This is a genomic window from Devosia sp., assembly GCF_041917035.1.
In the GTDB taxonomy this organism is placed as follows: Bacteria; Pseudomonadota; Alphaproteobacteria; order Rhizobiales; family Devosiaceae; genus Devosia_A.
Genome location: NZ_JAYRYM010000406.1, coordinates 1 through 2,161 on the forward strand (window position 1 = coordinate 1; position 2,161 = coordinate 2,161).

Annotated in this window: 2 protein-coding genes; both read left to right on the forward strand. The window is 67.3% G+C overall.

The window, feature by feature from the left end:
* A partial coding sequence (locus ACE3TU_RS21670; protein ID WP_374627927.1) for a 3'-5' exonuclease occupies positions 1-761 on the forward strand: 761 nt, incomplete at its 5' end.
* A gap of 154 nt (positions 762-915) precedes the next feature.
* Positions 916-2,055: a winged helix-turn-helix domain-containing protein gene (locus tag ACE3TU_RS21675; RefSeq protein WP_374627928.1), complete on the forward strand. Its 1,140-nt coding sequence runs from the start codon at positions 916-918 to the stop codon at positions 2,053-2,055.
* The last annotated feature ends 106 nt before the right edge of the window (positions 2,056-2,161 follow it).

The window sequence follows — 2,161 nt, forward strand, 5'->3', positions numbered from 1 at the left end:
GCATCGGTCCGGGTGCCGCAGGCAGGGTGATCGACCGGATGGCGGAAAGCCCGACCCCGCTCGAGGTGCTGCTGGCGATGCCGCCGCCGCCGCGGGGCTCCGAGGGTTGGTCGGCTCTGCTGGAGGTGGTCGAGCACCTGGCCCGTGGCACCGGCAGGTGGCCGACCGAACTGCTGCGGGCACGCCTCTGGTACGAACCGCTGATGGAGCAGGTCTACGAAGATGCCGAGGTCCGCAAGGAGGACCTGCACCAGCTCGAGCAGATCGCCGCGGGCTACCCGAGCCGGGAACGCTTCATCACCGAGCTGACGCTCGATCCGCCCGACGCCACCTCGGACCAGGCCGGCGTGCCCCTGCTCGACGAGGACTACCTCATCCTTTCCACCATCCACTCGGCCAAGGGTCAGGAATGGAAGAGCGTCCACGTGCTCAACGTCGTCGACGGGGCCATCCCGTCGGACCTCGGCACCGGCTCGGCGCATGAGCTCGAGGAGGAGCGGCGACTGCTCTACGTCGCCATGACCCGCGCCCGCGATGACCTGCACCTCGTCGTGCCGCAGCGCTTCTACGTCCACCAGCAGGCCCAGTATGGCGACAAGCACGTCTATGCCCAGCGGAGCCGCTTCATCACCAAGGCCATGCTCCCACTGTTCGAGGACAGCTACTGGCCGGCGGTGAAGCCGGCGGCGCTGACCGGTATCGCCCCCGCCGCGCCGCGCGTCGATATCGGCGCGCAATTGCGCGGGATGTGGCAGAAATAGAGCGCTTCCAGGAAAAGTGACAACGGTTTTCCGGTTCGGAAGCGCTACAAATCAAGGGCTTGGGCGATTTCAGCGCTTCGACGAAGTGGTGAAATGCTCAAGTCGCCAAACCCTGCCATGTTCTGGCAGGCAGTCCTGATAGGGTGCGGCCGGCATGAAGACCTACAGGCTGACCCGATCACAGGCCCGGCAGATCTGGCTGCACGCGCAGCGGCTGGACGAGCGGACGCCATTCGGCGCCGGGCCGGGCGCCACCCGGGCGGCGATCGAGCACCTGGGCTACGTGCAGATCGATACCATCAACGTCATCGAGCGCGCCCATCATCACATCCTGTTCAGCCGCATTCCGGAGTACCGGCGGAGCGACCTGGCGACGGCGCAGTCGGTCGACAAGTCTGTCTTCGAGTACTGGACGCACGCCCTCGCCTACGTGCCGGTCCGCGACCTTGCCTACTATCTGGCCGACATGCGCCAGCAACGCAGCGCCCCGATGCGCTGGTATGCCGATGCCGATCCGGCGGACCTCAGCAAGCTGCTGCGCCAGATTCGCCGCGAGGGCCCGGTCTCGATCCGGGACATCGATGACGAGGAACTGATCGAGAAGGACCACCCCTGGGCCTCGCGCAAGCCCAGCAAGCGCGTTCTCCAGTACGGCTTCTACTCGGGCGAACTCGCTGTCTCCGAGCGAACCGGAATGGTGAAGACCTACGAGCTGATGAGCCGTCATTTCGGCTGGCAGCGGGCACCCCGACCGGCGACCGAACGCCAGGTCGACGCCTATCTGCTCGATCGCGCGCTGACCGCGCAAGGCCTCGTCAGCGCCCCGTCCGTGATGTACCCGCGGCTGCGTTTTTCCGCCGGCATCGCCGCGCTGGTCGAGCGGCGGCTGAGGAGCCGCAAGCTGGTGCCGGTGCGGGTCGACGACGATCCCGCGCAGCACTATGTGCGTCCGAGCGACCTCGAACGGCGAGGCGGGGATGCGCCGCCTTTGGTCCACATCCTCTCGCCATTCGATCCGCTGATCATCCAGCGGCGCCGCACCAGCGCCCTGTTCGGCTATGACCACGTGTTCGAGGCCTATGTGCCGAAGGCCCGGCGGCGGTTCGGCTATTTCACCCTGCCGGTGCTCGTCGGCGAGGACATCGTGGCGGCGCTCGACCTCAAGACGGACCGCGCCGCCAACCGGGTGCTGATCCAGGCCTGGCATTGGGTCGGCCGCGGCGACGCCGCGGCGCACCGTCCGCTCATCGAAGCCGAACTGGATCGCTTCTCCGCATTCCAGCTCGGCGTCTGAGGCCGATCACGGCGGCGGCAGGCACGAGACCGCCACCAGCAGACCTTCCGGCGGCAACGGCAGATCGAGCGATGTCGCAATCAGGCAGCAGGGGTCGTAGATCGGC

What these genes read in the sequence shown, in the direction of transcription:
- ACE3TU_RS21675 (WP_374627928.1), top strand. Translation starts at nt 916, where the DNA reads ATGAAGACCTACAGGCTGACCCGATCACAGGCCCGGCAGATCTGGCTG.